This is a genomic window from Gracilimonas qinghaiensis (genome assembly GCF_046602855.1).
In the GTDB taxonomy this organism is placed as follows: domain Bacteria; phylum Bacteroidota; class Rhodothermia; order Balneolales; family Balneolaceae; genus Gracilimonas.
In genome coordinates, this window is record NZ_JBKINJ010000001.1 from 1170215 (window position 1) to 1195778 (window position 25564).

Here is a 25564-nt window from a genome sequence, read left to right on the forward strand (position 1 = left end):
AAGACAGCTGACTTAAAGACATAGCAAATCTCTAATATTTAGTTTTATTGTCAATAGATACTTAAATGCTATCTATAGATTATTCAAATTTTATTAGTTATTTGTCCAATCTACAGCTATAGCTGAACTAATTCTATTGAATTTAGTTCTTGCTCATTTTCTCTTGCATTAGCTGACGTGCAGTATCCCAATCTAACGGTGTTTTTAAACCCCCTCTCATTAACCGATCCACTTCTTGTAAAGCAACCTGTATTCCATCATTAAACCCCTCACTTCGACCATTTCTGATTCCTTTATCAAACCCCAAATAAAAGCCTATGAAGAATAGCGTAGTTGAACCAATTAAATAAGTTAAAGCACTCATGATACTCCCGATTTAAGTTTATGAGGTGCCTTTAACTTATAGCATAGCAGTGACAGATGCTGTCACCGCTTATTGCTTAATTTTCTATCGTTCGAAATATCGATTTTCAAACAATTTATTAATACTTAGTCAATTCAAAGGCATTATTGTGGACAAGTGCCCCATATTGGTTTGTTTGCCTCAATGAGAGCACTTCCTGTAGCAAAGTCAGTGGGCTTTGAAGCTATCTTCGAAACACACCAATTTGAAATATTTTGATTAAATGACCCAGCGTTATAAAACATAGCTTCCATATTAGTAACTGAAGATACATTCCAATTGCCAATATCCTGATTGAATAAACCAGCCCTGATGAACATATATCTCATATTAGTTACTGATGATACATCCCAATTACCGATATACTGATTAAATGAACTAGCTTGTCTAAACATGCCCTCCATATTAGTAACTAAAGATACATTCCAATTGCTGATATCTTGATTAAAATTACCAGCTTTATTGAACATACCGTACATAGCAGTAACGGAAGAAACATCCCAACTATTGATACCTTTATTAAATGAATGAGCTTCTCTGAACATATCGCTCATATTAGTTACTGAAGACACATCCCAGCTTCCAATATTCTGATTAAAAGACTCTGCGCTATAAAACATACCTTTCATATTAGTTACTGAAGACACATCCCAACTACTAATATCTTGATTAAATGAGTAAGCACCTTTTACAATATCTCTCTCAGTTCCGAACATATCTTCCATATTAGTAACTGAAGAAACATCCCAGCTTCCAATATTCTGATTAAATAAACCAGCATTTCTAAACATAGCCCCCATATTAGTTACTGAAGACACATCCCAGCTACTGATATCTTGATTAAAATAAGCAGTATGACCAAACATCATTCTCATATCAGTAACTGAAGATACGTCCCAATTGCCAATATCCTGATTAAAATCAAAAGCCGTATAAAACATAGCCCTCATATTAGTAACTGAAGACACATCCCAACTACTGATATCTTGGTTAAAATGATATTTTTCTAAGAACAAAGAACTCATATCATTTACCAAACTCGTACAAACTTTAGATAAATCAGCTTCTTCATCTCTTCTTTGAATTAGCAAATCACGATCCACTGCCTCATATTCAATGTCATTGATTACACTAACCTGCCCGATTATAGCATTAGGACATCGAACTGTAATACCATTTGGAGCAAGGACAAATGGTTCTAAAAAAATTGCTGTTACACTTTTATCTGCGTTCATTGTGACAGACGCAGGATTGGAAGTACCTGTATGATCCCCTTGCCACCGTTCAAATACCCAATTCTCATTTGTTGATGCTGTAATTTCAACAGTTTCTCCCTCTTCATACTCTCCACTTGTCGGACTAACACTACCTCCCTCTGCAGGATCTACATTGACAGTGAGTTGATATATGGGTGTGCTATCTGTTGAACAGGATGTTATTGCCAAAAGTGAAATTAATACCGCCGAAAAGAAATATTGAATTCTCATGATTATTTAAATGGATTTATAAAGATGACTGCCCAAAGAGACACGTATTTCTTGATTATGTATAAAAGGTACAATAATCAATTTAAATAAATGTCTGTTTGACAGGTATTTATGGGTAGATATTTAGAATAAAACTGCCAATTACTTTTTAGCAGCTTTTAAGGCACAAAATACTTCTTAATATTTATGAACAAGTTCAGAACCCAACACAATTGATTGAATATCTAAGCTCTTTGGCGAGCTTATTCAACTTTATGACATTACTAGTTGAGCTTCCACGGGTAGATCATCCATTCATTGATCACCAAAGCACGAAGGTTCTTCTTAACCTTGAATAGATCATTTTTACGTATGTAGTAGATTCTATCATCATCCTTTATCGGTTGATACAAAAAATAATTTTCGTAATCAGGATAATTCTTTATTTCCGTCGGAGACAAAGGTGGATATTTTATAATCCTTCTGACGGGATTTCTGTTCAAAGACACAAAGAGCTGCGATTGGGATGGGTGCTCTAGTCCCTCAAATAAGACTTGGATCTCCCATATCAGAAGGAAACAATCTTCTAGACTCATACTATTCATCAAACAAACTAAACCCTACGGGATCTCTGCTATCAAAATTATCTTTCACGAGCCTCTCCCTCTCCTTTATCTTTTGGTAGGAAGCATCAAGGTCTACTTGGTGCATCTGCGCATATATGAATAGCTCTTTAAGAGCTGCAGGAGTCAATGGTTTTTCATACCACTCAGATGTTTTGTATTTGGGCGGAAACTCCTCCTGAAATACAAATTCGTAGAAAGCATCCACAAAATCATCGCTGTTATCTTTGGGGTTAACTTCTGCTAGCACATCTAGTCTTTGCTGACGAGCAATGATATTAGCAGGAATTTTTTCAGGATTGTTGGTAGTTGACAAGAAAAGCACGTTATCTCTCAATATTGGATTATCGAGGAGATTTAGAAGCCCAAGATGACTCTGTCGATAACCAACTAAAGATGAAAGTTCTTCAATCAAGAAGATGATTAAGCGATTTTTAGCAACACGATTGAGTGTATTAAGACCATGTGAGTTTAGTCGATCTATATCATCTGAATTGTTCAGTCGAATAACGATTGCATCGAGTTCTTTTATCATGGATTTAGAGAACCAATCCAAGAAACGACTTTTACCCACCCCCGTGTCCCCATAAAGCAAGACTGATCTTTTAAATCCCAATTCAGATTTTTGGTAAAACTCCTTGTTGTTCAGAAACAGAATTAGTTCTTCATAAACACTATTTAATGAACTATTGTACTCATGAAGCGGGAAATACCCCCGTCCCATAAAGCCGTAGCTTTTTTCATGTGCGACATTTTTAAATTGGTTTTTATCAACTTCCTTTTCATCGATAAACCCATTGAGTTCCATTAACAAATCCTCTATGGATTCATTAGAATCAATTCTATTGACTTTTGAAGTTTTAGAGAGAATAAAATCATGATCCCTTGTATATCCAACCTGATACGTACCCGCGGGTATTTGTGTCGTAATAGGCTTTGAAGGAAAGCTGTAGCCAAAGCCATGGTCATATATGACGTTGTGTATTTGGTGCGATTCAGCGGGAATTTTGAAGTATTTCCTTGCAGTTTGAAATCTTTTTGGGAGGTCTGTGTTATAGGCTTTCATTTGATATGATTTAGGGTTAGGTGCTCATTTCTTGAGGTCAAAAAATGAGCGGGGCCTATATAACCAAAAAAACCTTCTAATTCAGGTAATCTTCTGATTTCAAACTCCCCCCTAAGTATGGAGAGATCACTTTGATAGCACTTCCCTACTTACATTTTTATAATCTTATCAATGAAAAGAAGTGATTGTGAGTGTATTCTCAGGGATAGCATAAAAATATAACCCAACAATCATTCATGCTTATATATAGAAGCTTTTTGGAAGGCAAGGATGGGAAATGGATAAACAACGGTTAAGTATACATAAAAGATTTGAGGTAGGATTTTTAACCAATGAACGGAGAGCTAAAACATCAAAAGTTGGCTAAGCACATCTCCTTAATCCATATAGGATACTGCCTGCTTAGTTTATTTAGGCTTTAAAATGTTGCTTAAAGGCACCTAAAATTATTAGATGTAATCTTACTTTAATGTTTTTGAAAGCTGCAGTTGTCGAAGCTATATGATCAATAAAATCAATTTCCTTTCGCTCTTTAAACTTAGATATCATTTTTTCACTTATCTCAAACTCAACTTCATCAGCTGAGTTCACTTTCTTTCTAAGCATATTTGATCTAGCAGCATATTTAATATATGATCTTTGATTATTATCAATTTCTTGTAGTGGTTCAACTGCAATAAATGCAGAGGTTATTTTATTTAGATCAATATCATTTTCATAGGCTTTTTGAAAATCACTGACAACTCTGTTAACAAATTTATCTGCTTGTTGGAGCCCGCCGCGAAAGCTTGCTGCAGAACCAACTTTAAACTCAATGATATGCTTAACTTCTTCTTCGTTTTTGATCTCAGAATTTTCAGGAATTTTAAGGACCGCTAAATCATATCGACTATATTCTCGTGCTGATATTAAATTATCAGTGCTGCTCTGTAATTCTTCTTGTAACAACCACGCATATTCATCACGAATAGGACCTTCAGGTTTACTAGTTAAACTCAAGTAGGCTAGCTTCCCAGTATTGTTTGATAAATTTTCTACTACGGTTTCGAATTTGTTTTTAAGAAACGTTCTATAATCCATTTATCAGATATTAATGTTTTATGAATAGAGCTAAGGCAGTATAACGATATTGCGCATAAGAGAGGTGAAAGTTGCCCCGAATTTGATTTAAAATGTACTGCGGAAACTGACCAAATTGAAACGGGCAGCCAATGGTGAGGCACCTCCCACTTAATGCGTAGGTTATAGGGCAACATGAATTTAGTTTAATTCTCTTAATATTTTGTCATGGGTTTCTTCCCAAGTTGAACCTAAATATTTATAATTATATGATCTATGTTCAGTTGTCCAATTAGAAAAATCTTCTTCCAAGCCAACATAATATAAATGGGCTTCCGAGTTAGCCAATGGCTCCCAAATATGTTTGTCCTCAACATTCGGCTTGACTCCAATTATGAATACTTTATCTGCTTTCTCAATAATACCTTTCCACTTTTTCTGAGCTTCCTTGATTTGAGAAGGAGCAATGGCTAGTGGTTTATTTTTAGCATATAAACACATTGCAGGATATAACCCAGTGTTACCTTTAAAAACCCTTGGTACATCTCTTGGTTGAATTACTTGTATTCCTCCTTCAAAAGATACGCCACTAGAAAATTGAACACCTCTTGAAGCCTGAATATTATTGGATTTGAAATTGCTAGATCCGTGAAGTTTGAAAATTGATGCGGAATTATCAGAAGGTTCATCAAAGTAATTTATTTGAATACCTTTTTGGGAGACAGCTATTTCTAATAAACATTCATAATTGAGCGATGAAAATACAGTTTGGTTTAACAATGACACATTTTTTATATGACTCACCAAAGATTTGTAATAATTGGATTTGTCATCATATAGATTAAATCGAGAGAAGAAAATTCCCATATGCTGCATGAGAGGAGCAATAGAAAAGCTGTGATTCCTTATCACTTCATGCATTCCTTTTTCAAAATCATTTTCAAACTTAGACGAGAGTTCATCAGGGATTTGACCCCATGTCGTAGGAAATAATCTTTGAAGAGAATTAAAAAGATTATTTCCAAGCGGGGGATTGATTGGATGAACATTACCTGACCCAAATGATGCTCCAGCACCGAAAAGAAATACAATCATAAAATATCGAGCTTCATTGCACTGAAATAATGAGCATGTCCACAATTATTACAACTCAATACTACCATTGGCATTAATGAACCCTCGACTGTCATTTTATGCTCAGTATCAAAAATAGGAAATCCAACCAATTCATTGTTGATAGTCCATTGGTTTCCATTACAAAATTTACAACTCGTGAATTGAATATAGCTTGATAGCTTTTGTTTTATTTTACGCTCTTGCTCGTTTGATAATGGCATTGAGTTAGAAGTTTGTTGAAATTTAGCTTTATGGTAACCCTATAACGGTTTGGCAAATATGCGGCGCTGAAATTATGATTTAGTAAAAGTCACTAAAATGAATTTACAGGAAAACAGGCAGCCTAACCCCGTCCGCGTCCGCTTAATTTACTTTGTTAGGTTGCTGATGTATGATTAATAAAAATATATATCTAATTATCGCTTTGGTCATATTTCCTATGTAAAGACAAAGCTTCAATTCCAACTTGTCTCATCCCATCACTTAGATGATAAATATCTTCAGAAGATGTGTTTTTGATACTAGCGCTGCCACTTATAAAAAAATTATGAATTAACTGACTTGATGTGCCGTCATCATGATAACCTATCGTGCATTCAAATTTATATGTTCTAATAGTTTGATATATATCTTGTTTACCATCAGTCTCATAACAAGCTGAGCGATGTCTTTTTATAGAATGAAGTTCACCATCAATAATAATCTCATCTACTCTTTCATCTTTTGATTTATATAATTGTTCATTAAAACTTAGATCATTCATAACAACAGTAGTGGGATCATTAGTAAGTACTATTATCTCCATCCCTATATAGACAGTTTTATATACGTGATAATTAAGCGCAGATGTATCAATAAATATCGAATATTCGCCATCATTGTCTAGTTGCTGAAAATCAAGCATAGAATTTTTCACACTTATAAATAGCTCTCCATTAGGCGAATCTCCACCAAAGAGAACATTATGGTATTTGTAATCTTGAGCTACTATAGAACAATTAAGAATAAAAAATAGTAGTACTGTTGCGACTAACTTCATCTCTTTGTTTTTATTCATTGTTTTGCATTAATTTAGATCAACTTAACGTAATATTATACGAACAAGGGGTTTGTTAGGGCGAACAGAATGAAAACGCTCATATACGCTTTAATGGCTCTTTTGATTCGCATAATGTAATTCTTGAGATGTTATACGAATGGTCGCTGCCTAAGGTATTCGTATAACTTGCACAATTATTAATGGGTTAATAAAAGGCTAAAAATTTTAAACAAGCAAATTTATACTAATGCTGTTTTACGGGATTCACTAAAAAGTTAATCTCTCAATTCAATTTCCAAGGAAACTCAACCCATTCATTTTTTACTAACGAGTTGAGGTTTTCTTTCACTTTAAAAAGATCACTCTTTTTAATGAAATATAGCTTTTCATCATCCTTATTTGCTTGGTAAAGGAAATACTCATCATAAATATTGTAATCAATAAGTTCGTCTAGAGAAGGGGGATATTGGACGATCTGCTTTACAGGATTACGGTTTAAACTCTTTATGAGCTGTGCTTGTGATGGTTCTTCTAAGCCCGCGTATAGAAGTTGAATTTTATTTATTAGAAAAAAAGACTCTTCTAGCGTCAAGCTGTTAAACATAGCTGTATCAAAAAGATCCAAAGCATTCGAATAACCCTCATCTTCTTCGATTGCCTTTTTAAGCTCCATTAGTAACTCCTCGAGAGATTCTTCGGACTTAATTTTTTCAATCTTGGAAATCTCTGTCAGGTTCTTGTCTTCATTTAGTGAATTAGTAACAGAATTGGAATCAATATGAATTTGCGTTTTAATGGGTCTTGAAGAGCATGAAATGAGGTAGCTGAGGTAAGATACCACGTTACGCATTTGGTGTACTACAGAGCTAATTCTAAGATGGTGCTGTGCTTCTATGAGTCTTTTATAGAGTTCTATTATATAGGTTTTCATTTGGAATGATTTAGAATTGATGCTCACTTTTGTATTGGAAAAACAAGCGCGGGCCTATATAATCAAAAAAACCTTCTATATCAGGTAACTTCTGATTTAAAAATTACTTCCCCTAAGTATGGTGGGATCATTTTGATAGCACTTTCCTACATACTTTTTTATAATCTTATCATTGAATAAATAGAGAAGTCATTGCGAGTGTATTCTCAGTAATAGCATAAAAACATAACCCAACAATCATTCATGCTTATATATAGAAGCTTTTTTTGAACGCAAGGATGGGAAATAGATAAACGACTGTTATGTATACATAAAAGATTTGAGGTATGGTAAAATGAGAGCTAGTACATATATAATATAATATTAGGTATTATTTATATGCATTTTAACGTATAATTTAATATATAATGCTTATATGCTTTATCAAATCGTCAATATTACTTGATCATTTAACTTCCTTTAGCCAAATTTAAGTTTACCTTATATTTCAATTCTAAGAGCCTTAAATTTGAGTAGCCATATCCTTACTCCCTTTTTTAGTGAAGTCTCTTTAGAAGCGCTTTTCCTTTGCTGAGGTTGGAAATGATAGGTCATTCTTAACCCCTTTTTTGGAGTTTCAACTTGAAATACCCCTTAAATTGGCTTCAAACAGATAACTGATCTATACCTGTTTTATTGAGAGTTTAACTATCTAAGTCCTGTATTAATAATTAATTAAATATCTTTATTTTAAACTTAGATTTTAATTTAATTCTTTTTAAGTACATAATTAATAGTATTATAGATATCTATTCTTTGTTCTGCAATTAAGTACTCTTTTGTTTAAGTCTAGTATTAATAATTAATTAAACATCTATTTACCAATTATTACCCCTATAATTGTCTATTTAAGTCTAATATAAGTAATAAGTAATAAGTAATAAGTAATTCTTTCTTCTTTTATCTATTAATAATTAAGTATATACCATATAACTTAAATATTTAGTATAGTAGTAATAACTAGTATATACCTATTATATATATATATATTAATTATCATTAACAGTGTTAATGGCAAAATTTGAGATGGCTAGTGTTGAAACCCTCAATAATCCTTCTCTATCTTCTTTAAACAGGGATTTTATAGTTTATTTCTAGCCAATCTGAGGAATTACCTACTTTTTTATCTCTGTTTCCCATCATTTTATCTTCCACTCCTTCTCTAATTATTCATTAAAGTATATAATTATGTATATAATATAATATATATGTACAGTGTAATAAGTGGTATATACAGAGAAGCTTTTCTGCGTTTTTTTTCACATATCATTAGTAGTGTCCATGAGAAAAATTCATTTAGTCACAACAATATATCCCTAATTCAAACGTTAACATATACAAAGGCAGATATTAAAAATAATATGAGAAATCTTCTGTCAGAAACTATATGGACTACAATAAAACTCGAATTTTAAAACACACAGATGCATTAAGTGAAGAATTACTACATAAACAAATTACAAACAGAAGACATAAAACCATTACTCCAAGACTATTGTAATGAACACTACATCCCTTTCTTGAAGAACAGTGACAGAAGAAAACAAAGAGAGAGATACAAAAAACTAGTGACAGAGCAGGACAAGCAAGAAGCCATAAACAAATTTGTAAAGAAGTATACCAATAGGATCTACATACTACTTAGCAGTCTGTATGATCCTGACAATACTGAAGGAAGCTATCATTTTGATTGGTACTTCAGGGAGCAAAGTTGCAAATGGCAACAAGATATACTTAGCATTGAGCACAGAAAATTTCTGCTCAAATTCTGTTATAAAAATAGATTAATAGAGAGAGATAATAGAGATGGAGAGAAGTATGTATCTCCTAATGCAGGACTTGCTTATACACGTTGCTACAAGTACAGAGTAAATCCTAAGTACTACAGAGATGAACATACATGGCAAAAAAGATTTAGACTCAGAATTACTAAGAAGTACTTTGATTCACTTAACAATAAGAAGAAAGCCAAGTACAAGGAAGAGAATACAAAACCAAAGCCTTCTGAGTTTGGACTGCAAAGAAAAGAACATTTTGATGAATGGGTACTTGATGAAGATAGATTACCTGAAGACCTACTTCCTGTAGCTGAAGATTATAAAAAACAGAAAAAATTCTACACAGATAACTCTTATAAAGAAGGCAGAGACTACCATAATAATAATCTAGCAGATAAGAGACTCAGACCCTTCATGAGACATATCTCTGAACCCAAAGGTACTGAACATCAGATTGTGGAGTTGTCCAACTCATTTCAGTATTTCTTATCTACTGTTTTAGTTGAAGAGATGGATCTATCCAAGAAAGAATTAGAACAGGTAAACTACATGGGCCAGGTACTTCATCAAATATCAAAGAAAAGTAAGAAAGAACTCATTGATGTCTTTGTAGATGCCCTTAGAGATAAGGATTCTTTAAAAATGTTTTATTGGACGTTGGATTTGTTTTTTGATTTAAAATACAAATATGGTTTAGATATCGATACCAAGACCAATCTGATTGAATTTGAAGATCAAAAGAGAAGACAACTAACCCTGTATGTACTCATGTCATTGGCAGGAATAACATATGATGTACTAATGGAGTTTGACCCTGATACTACTGATAGAAGTAAATTCAAGAAAGATATTAGTACCATGATCAATAAAAGCAATGAATACAATTGGAAGAGATTTGGAGTGGATGAGATTTACATGGATTATTTCATTGAGGTATACAGGGTCATGATGAAGTGGAAAGAATATCATCACAAGAATCTAGGTCACATAATGTCTCAGTTTGAATCAAAGTTCATTCATTCATATGAAGAAAAGCTTCTTACGCATGATATCCCATTCATGAATATCTTTGATGGAATTATGGTAAACAAAGACATTGCACTAAATTTGCTTACCAAGATGGCAAAGGGAAGTAAAGAGAAATATGGAATGACAGCTCCACTGAAATTAGATGCTGTTGCTTAAAATTCTGTTATACTTGGTGCCTGAGAAATCGGAAGGACAATAAGAAAGGAAAGTCATTCATTTGGCTTGCTCTTTTTTTAAAGCAAGTTTAGCAAGATTATCAATATAAGCAGGACATTGACCATTCTCCCATTCACAAACTGTTCTTTGAGTAGTGCCAAGATGTTTAGCAAATTCTGTTTGGGTAAATCCTAATGACTTTCTAAGCTTTTTGATATTCATTAAAACATCCTGACTTTTAATTTACCATCACTAAAGTATGCTTGGTATTCAGGATCATCCCTTGTTGATTTCAAAACCATCACTTCATGCCATTTATCATTCATGCTTAATTTCTTGGCAAGCTTAATGGCATAGTCTTTTCTATTTCGAGTGAAAGTATCAGCAGGATCTCCACCACAAATTTCACCACTCACTTTATCCACTGTTTTTTTAATACAGGTTATTTCATAAGACATAATTTTTTCCATTTAATTGAATCTTATTTTATGAAGAATATTCATAAAATACAAATGGATAATCAACGCAAAGTTTCTGAAATTCAGCTTCTAAAAGTTGTTATTTATTCCTGAATAGTGGTCAATACCCCATCTTCAAAGTAAAGGTACTTACCATATGGATACACCCATTGCTCATTTACACCATAAGCGTTGGTGCTTCTGTTTATATCTCTTGGTCTACCCCATGAAGCTCTTGCCATTTCATCAGTCATACCGATCCAAACTTCTTCCCTAATTATCTTTCTTGCTGTTGCCCTGCCAAACTTATCAATCAACTCAGGTAATCTAGGATCTTCTTCTCTTAACCTCTCAGTCTCTCCTGTTATTTCATCCAACAAGTCTGTCTGCTCCAAAGCACCATGGGTTATATAACCCTCTTGCCCCTTATATGATATTTTGAGATAAGGACGTTGAAAAAAGTCATAGACAATTACCTCATCTCCTACTGAAAGATCAGCAATTTTTTTAGCAGAGACAGTTGGTTCTTCCTTCATGCTATATAAACTGCTTGAAACTGTGGCAGTAAATCCCTCCTCCAACATTTGTTCCTTTTCTTCTTGATCCTGAATGTCTTCAAGTTCATTTCTTTTCTTAACTAGCTCCCATCTGACATCTTTGATTTTCTCATTCAGGGAGTCAATCTGTTGCTGTATGCTCTGCTCTCTCAGCTCTAAAGCTTCAATTTCAGCATTTAAAGAGTCAATGGACTGACTTTGGACAATTAATGGAAGTGATAGAAATAGCAGAAAAGTGATTAGATATCTCATGAGTGTTGTTTTTGTTGGTTTTGCACCCTTACAAATCGGTTTACCTAACATTATCAATTACTTATGATAGTTGCAATTGTAAGTTAAGAAAGTTTATTGCCTGTTTTATAACACCTGTTATTATGTGAAATATTACTTCTAATATTATTATTTATAATGAAATTTAAGATTTATTTTTTTACATCATTTAACAATTACTGTAAAACAATTGTGGCTGAATTTTACTTCAACCCCACCCCTCATTTATACCTTATAAACCCTTTTATGACACTAATTGGATGAATCATTATTAATATCTCTAGTTATTTTTATAACTATTTCTATAAATCTGAAGTTAATAATTTTCATTGTGGATAAGTCCCCGTATTTGTGGAAAAGTAATCGGTTTTTTATTTGCGGTGTGGTGGTCTCACACATAACTTATACAGTACTTCTTTAGGAGATAATAATCGGGAAGCACTACATAATTTGTCTCTCATCTACGAAGGTATAAATGATATAATTGTAGCATATATAAGACGAGGAATTAAAATGAAAACCAAGTTAATTAAAAACCCGAAAACCATTAAGGATCTGAAAGTCCTTGATGAAAATTATAATCTCCTATCAAGAGAGCTGTACCACTTATTAAAAGTGAGATTAAACATTTCTTTCAAAGAACTCCAAAAGAAGGGTTTCTATGAGATGTGCAAGTTGGTTGAATACAACAGACTGCTTCCAACAAGTCTTTTAAGAGAATTGAAAGCAATCCATCAGATACATGAAGAATTCATTTTCAAAAATTTGAATTCAGTCTATGGTCTTGGTGGAACAATGGGTCTCTTAGTTGAGACTGCTTCTGATTTTACCAACCCTAAGTTTAAAACCAAGAGTAAGTTATTGAGGATTCTATTAAAAGAGACATCCAAGAGGCTGAAAAACCATAATAAGTAAGATTGAAAGGGAGTCATTTTTGGCTCCCTTTTTTATTTCCACACTTTAAAGCTAATTACACTCATCTTCCCACCTGTTTTTGTAGTGTTGAAGACCTGTTGTTTCGCCACCTTGGAAATACTTTCCATTATTGACTTTTTCAACGAGTTCAGTAAATGAATTCATCCCACCTTGAGTCCAATAATGTTCAATCAACCATGCTTTAATTGCAGGAACACTCAACTCATAATTATATTTATTGAGGGCCCGTACTGTAGTCTTGGCTCTATCATTATCATAAGAATTTGTTATCCCACTTGATAGGTTAATTGATTCAGTTAGTTCTTCAAGAGCTTTTTCAACAACACATGGAAGTTGAAGTTTTTCTTGCTGTACACCTGACCTTAGTTCGGTTACACCAAATCCATTTACCCAATCATCAATTTCTTCTCTAATCCATGGTAAAGCAAGAATTGCTTTTACATGTCTATTACACTCAAAATTAAATAAGTCATCTGCTCTCAGCCCCATAGTGATTATTACATAATCAAAAAATAACTCATTAACTGTGTTTCTTGATTCCAATCCTAATTCGATACCATTTATGGGTACTCTTTCTCTTAGTCTTTGTTCTTTTACTTCTTCTTCAAAAATTCCATTTAGCCATTCTCCACCAAATGTTGGAACACAAAGAATTATATGAGATACATTTAATTTTTTTGCAACTTCAAATGCTTTCCCTACTATTTCAGCTCTTGCTTTTAAGTCAACTCCTGAAGTATCAATAAAATACCTTTCCATAGTGATATTTATTTATTGTTTGGATGTTTGTAGTAAGAGCAATCTCAGAGCAATTCCTTACAAAATATTTTCAGGTTAACTACTCAGCTATGTAGAAATGATTTGTTTTCTGCTCAAATGGAACATACAAATTCACAATAAAGTACTCCCCTGCATCAAAGTTGAATGATCTTCTTGAATAGTACTCTGAGTCCACATAAGTTTTTTTTCCACTCTTTAGCTCTACCAAAGTAATCATCTTCTATTATCAGTCCATTTATCTCACTCACTCATTATCATCATGTCCCATTGTTCCTTCACAGAACATTTGTAAGTGTCTCCAACAAAACTTCTTTCTTCAGTGAACTTTGTTAATTCCCCATCAACCTTGTCACAGATATATTTAGCAGGAGTAGTTTGAGCAAATGAAATTGTGGTGACTATTATGGATAAGAAAAGAGTGGTAACTACTTTTTTTGATAGTGTCATAACCCGAAATAATTTGATTGTAATTCAGGGGTAGGTTAACTGATTAGAATTTGTATTTCAAATACAAATGTTCTTGTCAGATTTTGATTCTAAGAGCCTTGAAAAAGAAAAGCATGCAGACTATGGGACTTTAGTTAGGTAAGCAGGTAGTGGTGGTTCCTAGTCTGTGGTGGTAAAATTATAGTCCTGAACACCTCACAACTTACAGGTTCACCCACCTTTTCTTGATTCATGTTATTTATAAGCACTTCTGATTATTGTACTTAAGTGTCATATATATTTGTTATATTTTTATACCCAATAAAATATAACAAATGCTAAATCAATGAATAACTACTACATATACACTCCAAAGAAGAGCAACAATGGAAATAATTGGGTAGTCAGGTACAAGCATAAGATCACAGAGAAGAGAAAACAGAAATCATTCCCTGTGGACAAGTACACCAAGAAAGAAGTTCAGAATCTCATCAAGGAAATAAAAGCCAAAGACATTGTTCACAATGCTGATGATATTGCCTATGACCCTTTTGATTCTTTTGACCTAAATGGTGGGATCACAATTCTTGAAGCTGTGGAGCTTTACCTGAATACTATAGAAGGTAAGCTTGCTTTGAAAACCTATCTGTCTAGAGAATCAGTTCTGATGAGTTTTGTGAATTGGATTGGAACAGATAGACTGATGAAAACTATCACTGAAGCTGATGTCATTAAGTACATTGAAGAAAAGACAGACAACATCACATCACAGAATGCTTACCTAGCTATGTTTGGATATGTCTATACCTACCTTGAAAAGAAGCATGACTACAAATACACTCCAACATTTGAGAAGTTTGGCACTAGGAATCAAAGGAATGCAAAAAAGGCTTATGAAATATTTCAAGAAGATGAGTTTTGGAAGTTCTATGAATTGGGCATGAAGCAGGAAGGCAGTAGAAAGCATAAGTATTGGCTCCACATGCAGTACATGGTTATTTACTTTTATACAGGGATGAGAACAGAGGAGCTAGCTCACATCAAAGTGAAAGACATTGACTTTGAAGGTGAATGGATAACTATTGGCAAGAACCACCCCACCAAGACCCATGAAGAAAGGACTGTGTGGTTCCCAAAAAAGGCTCATGAGTACATGAAAAAAGTTATCAAAGGTAAGGCTTCTGATGACTATATTGTCCCTCGTGAATGGAAGAATGAACAAGGAGATTATCTAAGGACAGTCTTCTACACTTTTAAAAGGGTCTTGAAGACTTTCAAACCTGACAAGAAAATAAGTTTGTATGACTTCAGGCATTCCCATGGATGTTGGTTGATGAACAATAATTTCTCTGTTCAATTCATTATGAAACAGCTTGGTCATTCCAACTATCAAACCACCATGATTTATGCTAGTATGGTGAACAAACAAATGAAGCCTGAAATAAGTGAATTCTATAAAAGAAATAACTAGACACCATGTTTTACACTATGTGTATAAAAATAGGTGAATTCACCAATTTAGGTGAACATAGGGTGAAGCATCATTTTTTGGAAAGCTCCAAAATCAGGCTCTATAACCTTTATGGGTACGATTATAGAAATGTATCCACCTTCGTATCTTGAAAATGTTATCATAAATGAATTTTTTGGCTCTCAATCAACACAGAGGCAATTTTTCTGCTAAAACCCCTAATGACCGAACGTAGTATTGTGGCATCAAAAATAAATAAATTACAGATCGACCTGCTTAAAAGGCATGTCAACCCTTTTTTCTTCTGCTTCTTTACATTGATGTTTCTGTTGTTGATGCAATTTCTGATCCTTCACATCGATAACTTGATAGGCAAGGATATCCCGCTCTCTGTAATTTTAGAGCTTATTATTACCAACCTGGCTTATATGGTCGTTTTGGCAGCACCTATGGCTGTGCTGGTAGCCACCTTAATGGCATATGGTAAATTTTCTGAACTGAATGAACTCACGGCCTTACGCGCCTCCGGTATCAACCCACTGAAGATCATACGACCGGTTCTTGTAACTTCCATCCTGCTGTTTGTTGGGCTGGCCTGGTTCTCTAACAATGTATTGCCTGAAGCAAATCAAAAGGCTCGCTCACTATTTATTGATATCAGGGTCAAAAAACCGGGTTTCGACCTCAAACCAAATATCTTTTATGATGGTATTGAAGGTTACACTTTTCTGGTGGAAGAGATCGACGGAACCACCGATAGCCTGTACAATATCACCTTGTTTCAGGATCCTGAAAATAACAGAGATAGGATGATCATTACCGCTGATAAAGGTATGTTGGTGAGTAAAGGAGATCAGGCATTAGACCTTCACTTAATTAACGGAAACACTCTAAAACACACTCAGGCCCGAAGAAATAATAAGGAAGTCATTGAACGAAATACTTTCAATAAACACATCATGACGCTGGATCTCTCAGATCTATCCTTTATGAGATCCGATCCAGATGAGCGCAATAAAAGTGACCGGACCATGAGTTCCCGGGCCATGCTCGCTGTGGTTGACTCACTTAAAAAAGAGATCGATCAACAGCTCGGAATGCTGATAACCGACAAACCTCTTTACCCAACAGAAGTCTACAGAGGTGAAGAATCCTTTTTCTCATCTGAACTTGTGATGCCTTCACATCTTGATACTATTCCCGGCTATCAATCTGATTACGTTATGGTCAATCATTTTGACAAAGCGGATCTGCAGAGACGGTTGGTTGATGAGTCAACCCGAAAAGTCCGTGAATACCGCGGCCGGATAGAATCAATCAAAGCCAATGTGGAATGGCGCGAAAAAAGGATAGCGAGATATTTGGTCGAGATACATAAAAAACTATCCATCCCTTTTGCCTGCGTGGTTTTCATTCTATTTGGAGCCCCTGTTGGCATTATGACCAAACGCGGCAATTTTGGTTACGCTGCATTGATCAGTACTGTGGTACTTACATTCTACTGGGTTTCCTTGATACAGGGAGAAAAGCTAGCTGACCGGCTCCATGTCACACCTTTTGTAGGTATGTGGACCTTCAATATCCTGCTATCCATAGCCGGTATTTATCTAATCATACACCTTTCAACAGGCTTCAGTTTTAAAGATATATTCAGAAAACAGTGATAAACCGATTTGACCGATACATATTCTCTCGACTGCTAAGTATTACCGTATTCGTATTGCTCATGCTGATCTTCATATTCATTATGATCGATTTTTCTGAGAATAGTGATGACTTTGCTGATCAGGGAGCTCAGATGGGGCAGATCTTTAAGAACTACTATCTCAACTACATTCCGGAAATGACACGGCTCGTTATACCTGTGGCTGTATTTGTAGCGTGTCTTTTTCTCACAGGACAATTATCCGACCGACTAGAGATCACAGCCCTGAAAGCAGCGGGTGTGAGTTTATACCGATTGATAGTGCCTTATTTAGTATTTGCTGTAATTTGCGCTCTTGGGATAAGCTACCTAGACGCAAATGTGATACCTAAATCAAACGCCGAAAGGATCGCTTTTGAGGAAAGGTACCTTAAAAATAAGTCTGAAAAGATCGATCAAAATGATATTTACAGGCAACCTTCGCCAAGCACAAAACTGCAGGTAAACTATTTCGATAGTAATAAGAACATAGCCTATCGGGTTAGATTGTTAGAATTTGAAGGGGACAAGATCAGCCGAACCACCAATGCCAACCGTATGGTTTGGATCGACTCGACCCAAAGCTGGCAGATGGAAGTGGTTAAAGAGTTAGTTTTCAATGAAACGGGTTATACCGAAGAGTCCTATACAACCAAAGATACGGTGATCAATGCTTTTCCTAGGGATCTGGCAAGAACCACCTCAGATATTTATCAGCTGACCTATGAAGAAGCTTTTAATTATATTGCTTCCATCGAACGAAGCGGTGCCGGTGGCATCGAGATTCCGCAGGTTCAGCTCTTTGGCAGGATTGCCTATCCCTTCTCAATCATCGTGGTCATCATTGTGGGCTTTTCATTCGCCAGTGTCCGTCGCAGAGGCGGTAAGGGTGCCTATCTGGCAGCAGGTTTAACCATAAGCTTTTTATACCTGGCATTTATGAAGATCATAGAACCTTTCGGTTATTATGGCACACTGTCCCCCGAGCTGGCAGCCACCCTGCCCCATATATTTTTCTTTCTTCTTGGAATAGGCTTGCTGTTGGAAGCCAAAAAGTAACTCCAACATTCATCTTAATAAGTTCTAAATTGAACAGTGAATATTGAATATTCTAAGTTCTCACGCTTCCGGCTGTGGACCTCTATACATGTGCATATCCACCTTATCATTGGAATTAATGGCCCCGTGTTCCTTTTCATACCTCGAAACATTATCGTTGAGGGCATTGGCCAGACGTTTTGCGTGATCTGGTGTCAGGATCATTCTTTTTACCACTTTAGCTTTAGGAAGTCCGGGCATAACTGCAATAAAATCCAATATAAATTCAGATGGAGAATGAGTGATCATCACCAGGTTTGAATAGGTCCCGGTAGCTTCATCTTCTTTGAGTTCAATCTCCATTTGACCGGGGTTCATTGTCTGATCTTTCTTATCCATTTTCTTATTTCTTTAGAATTTAAATTCTGACTGCGGATGTTACTCGTCCAAAAATCCTTGTTCTTTCATCCACTCATCATTATACACTTTATGGATGTAACGTGTACCACTATCCGGCATTATAATCACTAAGACGTCATCTTCTCCTAATGGGTTTTCCTTTATGTAATCCAAAGCTCCCTTGGCAGCAGCACCGCACGACCAACCTACCAGTAATCCTTCTTCACGAGCCAATCTTCTGGTGATAAGTGCCGAATCCTTATCATTCACCTGTATTACCTCATCTACATAATCAAAATCTATGGTACCAGGAATAATATCCTCACCGATGCCTTCCGTCATGTAAGGCTTGATCTCATTCTTGTCAAACTCCCCGGTTTCAAAATATTTTTTATAAACAGAACCGAAGCTATCAATACCGATCACTTTGATGTCAGGATTTTTCTCCTTCAGGTATTTCCCAACACCGGATATTGTACCGCCTGTACCCATCCCCGCTATGTAATGTGTTACCTTACCCTCAGTCTGTTCCCAGATCTCAGGACCTGTAGTTTCATAATGAGCTATCAGGTTACTTTCGTTATCGTACTGATTCGGGTAATATGAATTTTCGATCTCCTCACTTAGCCGTTTTGCCACTGAGTAGTAACTATCGGGGTGATCTGCCTCTACATTTGTTGGGCACACGATCACTTCTGCTCCAAGAGCTTTCAATAGATCAACCTTCGTCTTACTTTGTTTATCAGTAGTAGTAAATACACACTTATAACCACGGGTTACCGCTACTAAAGCCAGTCCCATCCCAGTGTTTCCTGAAGTTCCCTCTATAATGGTCCCACCCGGTTTCAAAAGCCCCTTTTCCTCTGCATCATCGATCATTTTGATAGCAATGCGGTCTTTGATACTGTGGCCCGGATTAAAATATTCAACCTTAGCCAGTAAGGTGCCTTTTGAATTACCATTTACGTGATTCAGTTTGATGAGCGGAGTATTGCCAACCGCTTCCAGAATGGAGTTCAGATACATATTTATAATTTGTGTTGATTGATTTACTGTCTTAAAACTAAGAAATAATTAGTCCACACACTTAAGAATATTCACAAACTCCGGTTTATGTCACTCCAGATATTTAAATACAGATATTATTTACATATATCTGTTTTAACGCTTATTTTCGAGCCGAAATAAAACCTATCTTACCACATGTTCATACACCAAGAAAAACCAAAAGATTTTGACTGCGGCTACAACCTTGATCTGATGATAGCAGCATTGCCACGTATCGAGGATACTGAAGAACGTGTTTCCTACGCAAAGCGTGTAGTCGGCCTTATTAAACAAAGTCATCCAACCTGGGTGGACAAAGGCGGTAAAAGTGAAGCTGCCTGGGAACACTTTTTTAAGCTGGCTGAATACGACCCCACTGAATATGGCATTTACAATCCTTATGCCAACGGACAGGATGACGACGCAGAATAGATTCTCGATATGATCTCCTAATCATATCTATCCCAATGGCTTAAGCTCTTCACTATTTTTTCCATCATTGAATAGTCTGTTTAGATACGGAACTAAAAATAGTTTTACATTGCTATTAAATTCCGTACTTTCATTTTATATTGAAAACTAAACAGGTAGCATATGGATTCTGAGAATCCCCAAATAGGAACTATTGAGGAATGTTTCAGCGAGCAAATAACCGCACTTGCCCTGAAAGAAGCCATTCAACTAGTCAGGAATGAACCGAATGGTATTTTTGAATATCTTTCCCTTTCAATTCAGATTCCTACTGTAGACCCCCTGGCCGTTTTAGAACAAAATGAGAAAGCAGACACTTTCCATTATTATTGGGAGAAACCATCAGAGAATTTCTCCATGGCAGCAGCCGGCGCCATTCATCGCATAAAAACAACCGGTGAGCAGCGTTTCAGACATGCTTCTGATCAGGGAAAGAGTCTTCTGAACAACGTATACCATATTTCTGAATTAAAACATTCTTTGGCATCAGTACACTTACTCGGTGGATTTTCCTTTTTTGACCATAATATTGGCAAGGAATGGAGAGAATTCGGTGCAGGTTCTTTTACTCTTCCAGAATGGCTATTGGTGAGAAAAGGTGACCTAACAGTTTTGACGATCACTAAAAAGGTTGATCACGACAAAGATGTATCTGAGAACATTAATGCCTTTTCGAGCTGTATAAAAAAACTTGAGAAGATCTGTGATGCTGGCACATATAAGACCAATACAGATACTTCATTCAACTCCCGTATAAAGGCGCCTGAAAAAGCTTCTGATGAATACAACAAATGGGTGGACTCTGTTGAGAATGCAACAGACCTTATTAAAGCAGACCAATTTAAAAAGATCGTGCTGGCTAGGCAGTTGAAGATTGAGCTACACCAACCTGCTTCAGCAACAAGAATATTAAATCAACTCAGAAATCAGTATCCCGACTGCTACACCTTTATGATAAGTCACGATGGTGAAACTGCATTCTTAGGATCAACTCCTGAACGACTTGCCTCCTTTCACGATCGAGATATTGAAACAGAAGGACTGGCCGGCAGCATATCAAGAGGTAAGACTGCCTCTGAAGACGCCGCACTTGAATACCGTTTACGGCACAGCCAGAAAGACCTGAACGAACATGCATTTGTGCTTGATGCGATCGAAGAGAACCTCCAGCAATATTCCGATGTGTTTGAGCATCCTGTTTCACCAGATGTAAAGAAACTGTCGAATGTACAACATCTTTACACTCCGGTTCATGCCACAATTAAAGATGGTGTATCAAGAACTGAGGTTTTATCTAAATTGCACCCAACCCCTGCCGTTGGTGGCTATCCGCGCGATGCTGCCATGCCATACATAAACAAGCTGGAACATTTTGATCGCGGATGGTATGCTGCCCCTGTTGGCTGGATCAATGCCCATGGAAATGGAGAGTTTGTAGTTGCCATCAGAAGCGGATTATTGAAAAATAATGAGGTGAGATTTTACGCAGGATGTGGTATTGTAGAGAACTCTGATCCCCATAGAGAATGGGAGGAGACAAATTTGAAATTTATACCCATGTTAACTGCGTTGGAATATGCTAGAAAATGAACCTCAGAATTCGGCTTTTTACTGGAGTACTACTTTTGTCAGGGCACTTTATGAGCAAGGCGTTGTACACGTCGTAATTTCACCCGGCTCAAGGTCTACATCACTGACGCTTGCTTTTTCAGCTCATTCGGGATTTGAAAAACATATTGCCGTTGATGAACGCTCTGCCGGATTTCTTGCATTGGGTATTGCTAAATCAACCGGTATCCCTACCGTTTTGGTTTGCACTTCGGGTACGGCTCTTGCCAACTACTATCCTGCTGTGATCGAGGCTGCTTACTCAGGCATTCCTTTGATCATACTTAGTGCAGACCGCCCCCCCCATTATCAGGGATTGGGGGCTTCCCAGACCATCGACCAGCAAAAGATATTCGGCAATTTCCCTGTATTTTATCATGACGTAGGAGAACCGGATTCCAGTGATCGGAACCACAAGAGATTAGGGCTTGCCGCTACTCAGGCCGTACAAATGTCAGTTGAACACTCCGGTGTTTCTCATCTAAATTTTCCCTTTTCCAAGCCCTTTGAACCCGATCCAAATTATCTGAGACAGGTTGAATTCGAAAACGAAAAACGATCCCGAAAACCCCTGCCAAAATATACCTACGAAACTGGCACCATGAAAATGGGTGAGACCTTTTGGTCAGATCTGATCTCTGCAGAAAAACCATTGATCGTGGTTGGCCCTACTTCCAAATTCGATCAACTGGACTTTATTACACCTTTAGCTCGTGCCTTGAATGCACCAGTATTAGCTGAACCAGGTTCCATGGCCCCCTCCTCGCGCCATACCATACAAGGATTTGACGGGTTTTTAAGAAACTCTGATAATTGGAATAACCTTGAAGCCGACCTCATACTCAGATTCGGTCAGCAGCCGGTGAGTAAGGCATTGAATAATTATCTGGATAAACAATCAGATAAGTTGCAGATCAGCTTTATGAATCCAAATCAATGGATCGACGGCAGCTTATCATCATCCAAACAGGTTATTCTAAAAGCGCCTTTGGAGATATCTGATGTCTCCGGAGTGGCCGGTAAAAACTGGCTGAAAACGTGGAAAGAAACTGAAAAAGCTTTTAAGATCCACCGGGATGACCAACTCCATCCCTCCACCCCTATCTCAGATGGTTACGTATTCTCTAAGATCCTGGAAACTCAACCCAAGAAGTCTTTTATAATGGCATCTAACTCCTTCCCTGTTCGGGATATCTCCCTATTTGGAGAATTTGATGGAAAAGAGATCTATGTAAATCGCGGTGCTGCCGGAATTGATGGGATAACCTCGACTGCAATCGGTTTGAGTGTTACTCAGGATAAGCCGGGAATACTGTTTACCGGAGACATCGCATTTCTCCACGATTCCAACGCCCTAATGCTCACAAAAAAAGTACAACATCCCCTCGTTGTTGTTGTCCTGAACAATGGTGGTGGTACCATTTTCCGAATGCTCCCGGTATTCCAGCTAAAAGATAAATATTCCCCATATTTTGAAACACCCCATAATGTGAAGATCGCTGCATTATGCAGGGCTCATAGTGTTGATCATACCCTTGTATCAAGACCTGAACAGATCATTCCTACATTTGAAAGCTTGATCACCCAAAAAGGATTCCACGTAATGGAAGTTATGACGGGTCCGGATGAGTCCATGAGACAACGACATGACCTGTGGAATTTTAAAGTTCAGAACTGATCATGAATATTAAGATCCGTGGTGTTTCTTATTATTTCGAGATCCATCAGGAAAACCATGAACTTCCTACACTTGTCTTACTGCACGGATTTATGGGTAGCGGGAAAGTTTTCGAACACCTCATTCAAGAACTTAAGATTTATTGTAACCCTGTTACCATAGACCTGCTTGGACACGGACGCAGTGAAGGAGCCGAGCTTCATTATCGCTTTTCCACAAAGGAACAAGTTACCGACCTCAGTAAACTGATCTCTGAACAGCTGCAGGTACCACTTTTCCTCTATGGCTACAGCATGGGTGGACGTCTTGCTCTTCAACTGGCCAAGCACCGTCCTGATCTTTTCAAAGGCCTGATACTGGAAAGTGCAACCTTTGGACTTGAAGGCGAAACTGAACGACAGGCCCGGCAAGCTCTTGATGCCCGGCGAGCTGATGCCATCGTTGGTAATTTTGAGGGCTTTCTAACTGATTGGCAGAAAATGCCCATGTTCCGGTCTGATAAAATTGAACCTGAACTGATGACTTCCATGATGCAGATCCAAAAGGATCAGAATCCATTCTGGCTTTCAAATTCATTACTTGGATTTGGTACCGGAACCATGCCCTGCGTTAAGAAAGATCTGAAGGACATACGCATACCTGTGAAACTTCTAGCAGGCAAGAATGACTCTAAATTTCTTCACGTCAATAATCAGATGGAGAAAGAGTTACCGAGCGCAGAGTTAGGTATTGTTGAAGATGCAGGGCATCGCATCCATTTGGAACAACCCGGAAAATTGAATAGAATTCTGAAAACATTTATACAAAATCATAATCGATCATGAATTGGAAAACGGTCAAAGACTACGAAGACATTACTTACAAGAAATCTAATGGAGTGGCCCGGGTCGCCTTTAATCGACCTGAGATCCGAAATGCTTTCCGACCTAAAACTGTTTTCGAATTGTATGAGGCATTGAGCGATGCAAAAGAGGATAATGATATTGGAGTTGTACTGATCAGTGGCGAAGGGCCTTCACCAAAAGATGGAAAATGGGCTTTCTGTTCGGGCGGCGACCAGAATGTACGTTCAAAAACAGGATATAAAGCTGAAGACGGAATTGCCCGGTTAAATATTCTAGAAGTTCAGCGACTCATTCGCTTTATGCCAAAAGTAGTTATAGCCGTTGTTCCCGGCTGGGCCGTAGGTGGCGGACATAGCCTGCATGTAGTATGTGACCTCACCCTTGCAAGTAAAGAACACGCTATTTTTAAACAGACTGACACTGACGTTGCCAGCTTTGACGGCGGATTCGGTTCAGCCCTATTAGCACGGCAGGTGGGGCAAAAACGGGCCCGTGAGATCTTCTTTCTTGGCGCTAACTATTCCGCTCAGGAAGCTTTCGATATGGGTATGGTAAACAAAGTGGTACCTCATGACGATTTAGAAAAGGTGGCTTATGAGTGGGCTCAGGAGATATTGACAAAAAGCCCAACCGCAACCAAAATGGCCAAATTTGCCTTAAATGCTATTGATGACGGCATGGTAGGTCAGCAGATATTTGCCGGTGAGGCTACGAGATTGACCTATATGACCGATGAAGCTGAAGAAGGCCGTAATGCCTTCCTCGAAAAGCGTAAGCCGGATTGGGATAAATTTGACCGTTCTCCATCCTAATTCTGTAATCGTAAAATGTAGCTTCATTTGAACATTGAACCAGACAAATTTTAGGATTTAGCTTATGGAAATCCAGCATGATTCTACAGAAAATAAAGGCGAGTTCTATATTCAAAAAGACGGTGAGCGTATCGCTGAAATGACGTACTCAAAAGCCGGTGAAAACAAGATCATCATTGATCACACCGAAGTCTTTGATTCAGGTCGCGGTAAAGGCTATGGTAAAAAATTAGTTAAACACGGCGTTGAATTTGCCAGAGAAAATAACCTGAAGGTTTTGCCACTTTGTTCTTTTGCAAAGTCTGTTATAATGAATAACGACGATCTGAAAGATGTGCTTTGATCTATATTTGCAGTAAATTTTTAACTATTCTGTATC

The 25564-nt window shown here is 36.9% G+C and carries 26 protein-coding genes; 11 read left to right on the forward strand and 15 right to left on the reverse strand.

Annotated elements, in window-relative coordinates:
- Positions 1 to 142 precede the first annotated feature (142 nt).
- The 8 genes from ACKGJO_RS05240 to ACKGJO_RS05275 all read right to left on the reverse strand — a co-directional run bounded on the left by ACKGJO_RS05240 (position 143) and on the right by ACKGJO_RS05275 (position 7703).
- A complete protein-coding gene (locus ACKGJO_RS05240; protein WP_411322350.1) occupies positions 143 to 364 on the reverse strand; it encodes a hypothetical protein in 222 nt (73 codons plus the stop codon).
- Between the two features lie 143 nt (positions 365 to 507).
- Complete coding sequence (locus ACKGJO_RS05245) at positions 508 to 1890, reverse strand: BspA family leucine-rich repeat surface protein (protein WP_411322351.1); 1383 nt, start codon at positions 1888 to 1890, stop codon at positions 508 to 510.
- A 263-nt stretch (positions 1891 to 2153) separates the two neighbouring features.
- Positions 2154 to 2465 (reverse strand): hypothetical protein, encoded by a 312-nt coding sequence (locus ACKGJO_RS05250; RefSeq protein ID WP_411322352.1) that lies wholly within the window; start codon positions 2463 to 2465, stop codon positions 2154 to 2156.
- A gap of 1 nt (position 2466) precedes the next feature.
- Positions 2467 to 3558 (reverse strand): AAA family ATPase, encoded by a 1092-nt coding sequence (locus ACKGJO_RS05255; protein WP_411322353.1) that lies wholly within the window; start codon positions 3556 to 3558, stop codon positions 2467 to 2469.
- Positions 3559 to 3969: 411 nt separating this feature from the next.
- Positions 3970 to 4638 (reverse strand): hypothetical protein, encoded by a 669-nt coding sequence (locus ACKGJO_RS05260; protein ID WP_411322355.1) that lies wholly within the window; start codon positions 4636 to 4638, stop codon positions 3970 to 3972.
- Positions 4639 to 4818: 180 nt separating this feature from the next.
- On the reverse strand, positions 4819 to 5712 hold the full coding sequence (locus ACKGJO_RS05265) for a hypothetical protein (protein ID WP_411322356.1): 894 nt from the start codon (positions 5710 to 5712) through the stop codon (positions 4819 to 4821).
- 433 nt (positions 5713 to 6145) lie between these two features.
- Positions 6146 to 6790 carry a hypothetical protein gene (locus ACKGJO_RS05270; protein WP_411322357.1) on the reverse strand — a complete coding sequence of 215 codons (645 nt, stop codon included), beginning with the start codon at positions 6788 to 6790 and terminating at the stop codon, positions 6146 to 6148.
- A gap of 265 nt (positions 6791 to 7055) precedes the next feature.
- Positions 7056 to 7703, reverse strand: coding sequence for a hypothetical protein (locus tag ACKGJO_RS05275; RefSeq protein ID WP_411322358.1), 648 nt, complete (start codon positions 7701 to 7703; stop codon positions 7056 to 7058).
- 1472 nt (positions 7704 to 9175) lie between these two features.
- Between ACKGJO_RS05275 and ACKGJO_RS05280 the strand changes: the two genes are divergently transcribed.
- Positions 9176 to 10705 (forward strand): hypothetical protein, encoded by a 1530-nt coding sequence (locus tag ACKGJO_RS05280; RefSeq protein ID WP_411322359.1) that lies wholly within the window; start codon positions 9176 to 9178, stop codon positions 10703 to 10705.
- Between the two features lie 57 nt (positions 10706 to 10762).
- Here ACKGJO_RS05280 and ACKGJO_RS05285 read toward each other — a convergent pair whose 3' ends face one another.
- The 3 genes from ACKGJO_RS05285 to ACKGJO_RS05295 all read right to left on the reverse strand — a co-directional run bounded on the left by ACKGJO_RS05285 (position 10763) and on the right by ACKGJO_RS05295 (position 11972).
- Entirely contained in the window at positions 10763 to 10927 is a 165-nt protein-coding gene (locus ACKGJO_RS05285) for a helix-turn-helix domain-containing protein (protein ID WP_411322360.1), read from the reverse strand.
- Positions 10927 to 11175 carry a hypothetical protein gene (locus tag ACKGJO_RS05290; protein WP_411322361.1) on the reverse strand — a complete coding sequence of 83 codons (249 nt, stop codon included), beginning with the start codon at positions 11173 to 11175 and terminating at the stop codon, positions 10927 to 10929. Before ACKGJO_RS05290 ends, ACKGJO_RS05285 begins: the two co-directional genes overlap by 1 nt.
- A gap of 92 nt (positions 11176 to 11267) precedes the next feature.
- The gene (locus ACKGJO_RS05295; RefSeq protein ID WP_411322362.1) at positions 11268 to 11972 is read right to left on the reverse strand and encodes an SH3 domain-containing protein; all 705 of its coding nucleotides are present in this window, start codon (positions 11970 to 11972) and stop codon (positions 11268 to 11270) included.
- Between the two features lie 531 nt (positions 11973 to 12503).
- Between ACKGJO_RS05295 and ACKGJO_RS05300 the strand changes: the two genes are divergently transcribed.
- Positions 12504 to 12905, forward strand: coding sequence for a hypothetical protein (locus ACKGJO_RS05300; RefSeq protein ID WP_411322363.1), 402 nt, complete (start codon positions 12504 to 12506; stop codon positions 12903 to 12905).
- A 51-nt stretch (positions 12906 to 12956) separates the two neighbouring features.
- Here ACKGJO_RS05300 and ACKGJO_RS05305 read toward each other — a convergent pair whose 3' ends face one another.
- Together ACKGJO_RS05305 and ACKGJO_RS05310 are read right to left on the reverse strand one after the other, a co-directional pair.
- Complete coding sequence (locus ACKGJO_RS05305) at positions 12957 to 13685, reverse strand: hypothetical protein (RefSeq protein WP_411322364.1); 729 nt, start codon at positions 13683 to 13685, stop codon at positions 12957 to 12959.
- A 261-nt stretch (positions 13686 to 13946) separates the two neighbouring features.
- A complete protein-coding gene (locus ACKGJO_RS05310; RefSeq protein ID WP_411322365.1) occupies positions 13947 to 14153 on the reverse strand; it encodes a hypothetical protein in 207 nt (68 codons plus the stop codon).
- A 325-nt stretch (positions 14154 to 14478) separates the two neighbouring features.
- On the opposite strand from ACKGJO_RS05310, the gene ACKGJO_RS05315 reads away from it, so the two are divergent.
- The 3 genes from ACKGJO_RS05315 (at position 14479) to ACKGJO_RS05325 (ending at position 18346) form a co-directional block, all read left to right on the forward strand.
- Complete coding sequence (locus ACKGJO_RS05315) at positions 14479 to 15603, forward strand: tyrosine-type recombinase/integrase (RefSeq protein WP_411322366.1); 1125 nt, start codon at positions 14479 to 14481, stop codon at positions 15601 to 15603.
- A 221-nt stretch (positions 15604 to 15824) separates the two neighbouring features.
- Positions 15825 to 17267 (forward strand): LptF/LptG family permease, encoded by a 1443-nt coding sequence (locus ACKGJO_RS05320; protein ID WP_411322367.1) that lies wholly within the window; start codon positions 15825 to 15827, stop codon positions 17265 to 17267.
- Positions 17264 to 18346 carry an LptF/LptG family permease gene (locus ACKGJO_RS05325; RefSeq protein WP_411322368.1) on the forward strand — a complete coding sequence of 361 codons (1083 nt, stop codon included), beginning with the start codon at positions 17264 to 17266 and terminating at the stop codon, positions 18344 to 18346. The genes ACKGJO_RS05320 and ACKGJO_RS05325 overlap by 4 nt, the downstream gene beginning before the upstream one ends.
- 60 nt (positions 18347 to 18406) lie before the next feature.
- Here ACKGJO_RS05325 and ACKGJO_RS05330 read toward each other — a convergent pair whose 3' ends face one another.
- Both ACKGJO_RS05330 and ACKGJO_RS05335 read right to left on the reverse strand, forming a co-directional pair.
- Positions 18407 to 18724: a DUF3467 domain-containing protein gene (locus ACKGJO_RS05330; protein ID WP_411322369.1), complete on the reverse strand. Its 318-nt coding sequence runs from the start codon at positions 18722 to 18724 to the stop codon at positions 18407 to 18409.
- Between the two features lie 39 nt (positions 18725 to 18763).
- On the reverse strand, positions 18764 to 19750 hold the full coding sequence (locus ACKGJO_RS05335) for a PLP-dependent cysteine synthase family protein (protein WP_411322370.1): 987 nt from the start codon (positions 19748 to 19750) through the stop codon (positions 18764 to 18766).
- Positions 19751 to 19927: 177 nt separating this feature from the next.
- Here ACKGJO_RS05335 and ACKGJO_RS05340 point away from each other — a divergent pair, with 177 nt between their 5' ends.
- The 6 genes from ACKGJO_RS05340 (at position 19928) to ACKGJO_RS05365 (ending at position 25528) form a co-directional block, all read left to right on the forward strand.
- Complete coding sequence (locus ACKGJO_RS05340; RefSeq protein ID WP_411322371.1) at positions 19928 to 20203, forward strand: DUF4290 domain-containing protein; 276 nt, start codon at positions 19928 to 19930, stop codon at positions 20201 to 20203.
- A 162-nt stretch (positions 20204 to 20365) separates the two neighbouring features.
- The gene (locus ACKGJO_RS05345; RefSeq protein ID WP_411322372.1) at positions 20366 to 21832 is read left to right on the forward strand and encodes an isochorismate synthase; all 1467 of its coding nucleotides are present in this window, start codon (positions 20366 to 20368) and stop codon (positions 21830 to 21832) included.
- Positions 21819 to 23528 carry a 2-succinyl-5-enolpyruvyl-6-hydroxy-3-cyclohexene-1-carboxylic-acid synthase gene (gene menD, locus ACKGJO_RS05350; protein ID WP_411322373.1) on the forward strand — a complete coding sequence of 570 codons (1710 nt, stop codon included), beginning with the start codon at positions 21819 to 21821 and terminating at the stop codon, positions 23526 to 23528. The genes ACKGJO_RS05345 and menD overlap by 14 nt, the downstream gene beginning before the upstream one ends.
- A 2-nt stretch (positions 23529 to 23530) precedes the next feature.
- On the forward strand, positions 23531 to 24352 hold the full coding sequence (menH, locus tag ACKGJO_RS05355) for a 2-succinyl-6-hydroxy-2,4-cyclohexadiene-1-carboxylate synthase (RefSeq protein WP_411322374.1): 822 nt from the start codon (positions 23531 to 23533) through the stop codon (positions 24350 to 24352).
- On the forward strand, positions 24346 to 25185 hold the full coding sequence (locus ACKGJO_RS05360; protein WP_411323278.1) for a 1,4-dihydroxy-2-naphthoyl-CoA synthase: 840 nt from the start codon (positions 24346 to 24348) through the stop codon (positions 25183 to 25185). Before menH ends, ACKGJO_RS05360 begins: the two co-directional genes overlap by 7 nt.
- Positions 25186 to 25249: 64 nt before the next feature.
- A complete protein-coding gene (locus ACKGJO_RS05365) occupies positions 25250 to 25528 on the forward strand; it encodes a GNAT family N-acetyltransferase (RefSeq protein WP_411322375.1) in 279 nt (92 codons plus the stop codon).
- Positions 25529 to 25564 lie beyond the last annotated feature (36 nt).

Bases quoted from the DNA above. Each gene is read 5' to 3' on its own strand.
- ACKGJO_RS05345 (WP_411322372.1), top strand. From the start codon at position 20,366: ATGGATTCTGAGAATCCCCAAATAGGAACTATTGAGGAATGTTTCAGC.
- ACKGJO_RS05240 (WP_411322350.1), bottom strand. From the start codon at position 364: ATGAGTGCTTTAACTTATTTAATTGGTTCAACTACGCTATTCTTCATA.
- ACKGJO_RS05270 (WP_411322357.1), bottom strand. From the start codon at position 6,790: ATGAATAAAAACAAAGAGATGAAGTTAGTCGCAACAGTACTACTATTT.
- ACKGJO_RS05285 (WP_411322360.1), bottom strand. From the start codon at position 10,927: ATGAATATCAAAAAGCTTAGAAAGTCATTAGGATTTACCCAAACAGAA.
- ACKGJO_RS05275 (WP_411322358.1), bottom strand. From the start codon at position 7,703: ATGAAAACCTATATAATAGAACTCTATAAAAGACTCATAGAAGCACAG.
- ACKGJO_RS05365 (WP_411322375.1), top strand. From the start codon at position 25,250: ATGGAAATCCAGCATGATTCTACAGAAAATAAAGGCGAGTTCTATATT.
- ACKGJO_RS05340 (WP_411322371.1), top strand. From the start codon at position 19,928: ATGTTCATACACCAAGAAAAACCAAAAGATTTTGACTGCGGCTACAAC.
- ACKGJO_RS05255 (WP_411322353.1), bottom strand. From the start codon at position 3,558: ATGAAAGCCTATAACACAGACCTCCCAAAAAGATTTCAAACTGCAAGG.
- menH (WP_411322374.1), top strand. From the start codon at position 23,531: ATGAATATTAAGATCCGTGGTGTTTCTTATTATTTCGAGATCCATCAG.
- menD (WP_411322373.1), top strand. From the start codon at position 21,819: ATGCTAGAAAATGAACCTCAGAATTCGGCTTTTTACTGGAGTACTACT.
- ACKGJO_RS05260 (WP_411322355.1), bottom strand. From the start codon at position 4,638: ATGGATTATAGAACGTTTCTTAAAAACAAATTCGAAACCGTAGTAGAA.
- ACKGJO_RS05300 (WP_411322363.1), top strand. From the start codon at position 12,504: ATGAAAACCAAGTTAATTAAAAACCCGAAAACCATTAAGGATCTGAAA.
- ACKGJO_RS05250 (WP_411322352.1), bottom strand. From the start codon at position 2,465: ATGAGTCTAGAAGATTGTTTCCTTCTGATATGGGAGATCCAAGTCTTA.
- ACKGJO_RS05320 (WP_411322367.1), top strand. From the start codon at position 15,825: ATGACCGAACGTAGTATTGTGGCATCAAAAATAAATAAATTACAGATC.
- ACKGJO_RS05290 (WP_411322361.1), bottom strand. From the start codon at position 11,175: ATGGAAAAAATTATGTCTTATGAAATAACCTGTATTAAAAAAACAGTG.
- ACKGJO_RS05330 (WP_411322369.1), bottom strand. From the start codon at position 18,724: ATGGATAAGAAAGATCAGACAATGAACCCCGGTCAAATGGAGATTGAA.
- ACKGJO_RS05315 (WP_411322366.1), top strand. From the start codon at position 14,479: ATGAATAACTACTACATATACACTCCAAAGAAGAGCAACAATGGAAAT.
- ACKGJO_RS05305 (WP_411322364.1), bottom strand. From the start codon at position 13,685: ATGGAAAGGTATTTTATTGATACTTCAGGAGTTGACTTAAAAGCAAGA.
- ACKGJO_RS05335 (WP_411322370.1), bottom strand. From the start codon at position 19,750: ATGTATCTGAACTCCATTCTGGAAGCGGTTGGCAATACTCCGCTCATC.
- ACKGJO_RS05310 (WP_411322365.1), bottom strand. From the start codon at position 14,153: ATGACACTATCAAAAAAAGTAGTTACCACTCTTTTCTTATCCATAATA.
- ACKGJO_RS05265 (WP_411322356.1), bottom strand. From the start codon at position 5,712: ATGATTGTATTTCTTTTCGGTGCTGGAGCATCATTTGGGTCAGGTAAT.
- ACKGJO_RS05245 (WP_411322351.1), bottom strand. From the start codon at position 1,890: ATGAGAATTCAATATTTCTTTTCGGCGGTATTAATTTCACTTTTGGCA.
- ACKGJO_RS05295 (WP_411322362.1), bottom strand. From the start codon at position 11,972: ATGAGATATCTAATCACTTTTCTGCTATTTCTATCACTTCCATTAATT.